Source organism: Kitasatospora sp. NPDC047058, from assembly GCF_040643935.1.
In the GTDB taxonomy this organism is placed as follows: Bacteria; Actinomycetota; Actinomycetes; order Streptomycetales; family Streptomycetaceae; genus Kitasatospora.
Genome location: NZ_JBEYVJ010000617.1, coordinates 1 through 3,023, shown reverse-complemented (window position 1 = coordinate 3,023; position 3,023 = coordinate 1). Strand labels below are relative to the sequence as shown.

The window sequence follows — 3,023 nt, the reverse complement described above, 5'->3', positions numbered from 1 at the left end:
GGCGGTGTGCTCGGTGCAACGGGTTCGAAGTTACGGGGGTGGTGTGGGGGTTTCAAGGATTCGCAGGTTTGGGCACGTCAGGGTGGTGTTACCGGCCGTAAGGATCAAGGAATTGGGTGGATTTGAAGGCATATATCCGCTTTTTCAAGATCGAACACCGTCCGGAAGTGGTCCGCGCCACACGATTGGTGCTGTGAGGCCGCGCACATCGTCGACGGGGTGTGACGGCCGGTCGGCGGGCGGTGCAGGAACCGCCGGGTGGGGGCCGGGTCCGCGGTGGCCCGCACCACAGCCCTCACTCCCGGCACGCCGGACATCCACGCTGCGTGACGGGCGGTGGTCCGAAAGAGGCCCGGACGGCGGTGGCGTCCGGGCCGGGGGAGCCGGCGGTGTCAGAGGCGCTCGGCGGACCAGAGGGAGTCGCGGCCGGTGAGGGCGAGGAGGAGGTTCTGGGCGTCGGCGCCAGGCGGGGCCGGGAGCGGGGGGTCGAAGCGCCCGGTGCCGGCGAGGTTGCGGTAGCCCCGGAACTCCGCCAGTGCGTAGCCGGCGGCGCCCGGAGGCATGCGGCCGCTCTCGCCGAGGGCGCGCGCGAGGTCCCAGCCGTGCACGAAGGTCTCGGCGGTGAGCTCGCGGGCGTAGCCGCCGAGGTCGCGCATCCCGTAGGGGAGGTGGACCAGCAGGTCGATGGCGCCGGGGAGGTTGAGGGCGCGCATGGCGGTGCCCACGGCCATCGCCCACACGCCGCGGGGGTTGCGGCCCAGGACGTCGCCCTCGAAGCGGCGGCCGATCTGCGCCGGGGTGTAGCCGGCGGCCGCCTGGCACACCCAGAGGTGCTGGGCGGCAAGGTGGTTCACCAGGGTGTGCACGTCCCAGTCCCGACAGGGAGTGGGTGCGTTCCACTGGTCCTCGGGCACGGCGCGCAGCAGTCGGGCGATCTCCGCTCCGGCGACGGCGTAGCGCTCGCGGACCTCAGCGTGGAATCCGGGTTCATGGGGACATTCCATCGCCGGGCCTCCGTCTCCTGCCCTGCTCACTCCCAGTAAACCGCTACGGGGCGTGACGCGCCAGATGGGGCGGCCTGCGCCGGCGGCGGGGCCGGGTGGTGGCGAAAATGTCACCGAAGGTGCATTACCGGCCAGTAATTTGGCTGATCGGCCGCTCCCCTGAAAAGCCGTCAGATCGTTAGGCTCCTGGCTCCCGGCCGAGTGGATCACGTGGTCCGGGCGGTCCCGGAGGGGACCGAGCGGTCCGAGAACAGATGGAGCAGCAGTGATGGAACGACCCCGCCCCAGCCGTGGACGCCGGACGGCGAGCACCGTCCTCGCGGCGGCGCTCGTCCTCGGTGGGGCCGCCGTCGCGCAGCCCGCCGCGGCCGCGGACTCCCCGCCCGCCGCGGCGGCGTCGGCGTTCGGCGTCGGGTCGTTCCGGCTGGCCGACATCCCGGCGAAGGACGGCGTCGTCCTCAAGGCCGACGTGTTCACCCCGGCACCCGGCACGCCGGGCGCCGACCCGCAGGGGCGGTACCCGCTGGTGGTGCAGCCGGCCAGCTGGGGGCAGAACGACCTGGAGTACGTCGCGCAGGGGCGCGCGCTGGCCGCCGCCGGGTACGTCGTCGTCACCTACACCGTGCGGGGCTTCTGGGGCTCCGGCGGCGAGGTCGACGTCGCCGGGCCGAAGGACGTGGCCGACATCTCCACGGTGATCGACTGGGCCCTCGCGAACGCCCCGGCGGACCCGCAGCGGGTCGGCATGGTGGGGCTCTCGCTGGGCGGCGGCCTCACCCTGCTCGGCGCGGCCTTCGACCCGCGGATCAAGGCCGTCGCCTCGCTGAGCGGCTGGGCCGATCTGACCGACTCGCTGTACAGCGGGCAGACCCGGCACCTCCAGGCGGCCGCCGTGCTCGCCGGGATCCAGGCCCCGACCGGCCGCCGGAGCCCCGAGTTCAGCCGGGTGCTCGACGACCTCGCCGCCAACCGCGACCTGCCCGAGGTCGTCCGCTGGGCGGACACCCGCTCCCCGGCGCGCTACCTGGACCGGATCAACGCCAACGGCACCGCCGTCCTGCTGGCCAACGCCTGGGGCGACAGCTTCTTCAACCCCGGCCAGATCGCCGACTTCTACCAGCGGCTGACCGTGCCCAAGCGCCTGGAACTGCGCCCGGGCGACCACGCGAGCCAGGAGTTCACCGGCCTGCTCGGCCTCTCCAACGCCGCCTGGGACAGCGCCCGTTCCTGGCTGGACGAGCACCTCATGGGCGGCGCCGGAGCCCCCGGCGGGCAGCGGCAGCCGGTCGACCTGGAGGTCCGCCCCACCGGCGGGCACGAGGGGCACCCGGACTGGCGGTCCGTCAGCTCCCGCACCGACCGTCTGGCACTCGGCGCCGACACCCTCGGCGGGACGGCCGCCGGCGACTGGCGGACGACCGTGCTCGGCGACACCCCCTCCGGCGCCCGTGGCGGCGTCGCCCTGGTGTCCGGGATGCTCGACCAGGCGCTGCGCCGGCCACCGACCGTGGTCGTCCCGCTGCTCGACCGCTCCGCCGCCGTCGTCCGGCAGTCGGCGCCGTACCCGCAGGGCCTGCCGGTGCGCGGTGCCGCCCGGGTGCACACCACCGTCACCGCCTCCGCCGCGCAGGGCACGGTCGTCGCCTACCTGTACGACGTGAACGCGCTCGGGGTCGGCCGGCTGGTCTCGCACGCGCCGCAGAGCTGGTCCGGGCGGCCGCCGGGGCAGCCGTTCCCGCTGGACGTCACGCTCTTCGCCACCGCCTACGACCTGCCCGCCGGCCACCGGCTCGCGCTGGTGCTCGGCACCCGGGACGCCCTGTACGGCGGGCTGACCCCGGCGGGCAGCACGGTGACCTTCTCCTCCACCGCCACCGACCCGTCCGCACTGGACCTGCCGGTCCGCTGACCCGCCGCCGTCGTCCTCAGCGGCCCAGCTCCTCGAGGACGGCCCGGGCCGCGTTGTGGCCGGGGATGCCGCTGACGCCGCCGCCGCGGACCGCGCCCGCGCCGCACAGC

General features: G+C 74.5%; 2 protein-coding genes. One reads left to right on the top strand and one right to left on the bottom strand.

The window, feature by feature from the left end; all coding sequences use genetic code 11:
- Positions 1-392: 392 nt before the first annotated feature.
- On the bottom strand, positions 393-1,004 hold the full coding sequence (locus ABZ885_RS38360) for a TIGR03086 family metal-binding protein (RefSeq protein WP_360199402.1): 612 nt from the start codon (positions 1,002-1,004) through the stop codon (positions 393-395).
- 268 nt (positions 1,005-1,272) lie between these two features.
- Here ABZ885_RS38360 and ABZ885_RS38355 point away from each other — a divergent pair, with 268 nt between their 5' ends.
- Positions 1,273-2,913: a CocE/NonD family hydrolase gene (locus tag ABZ885_RS38355; RefSeq protein ID WP_360199400.1), complete on the top strand. Its 1,641-nt coding sequence runs from the start codon at positions 1,273-1,275 to the stop codon at positions 2,911-2,913.
- Positions 2,914-3,023: the final 110 nt, after the last annotated feature.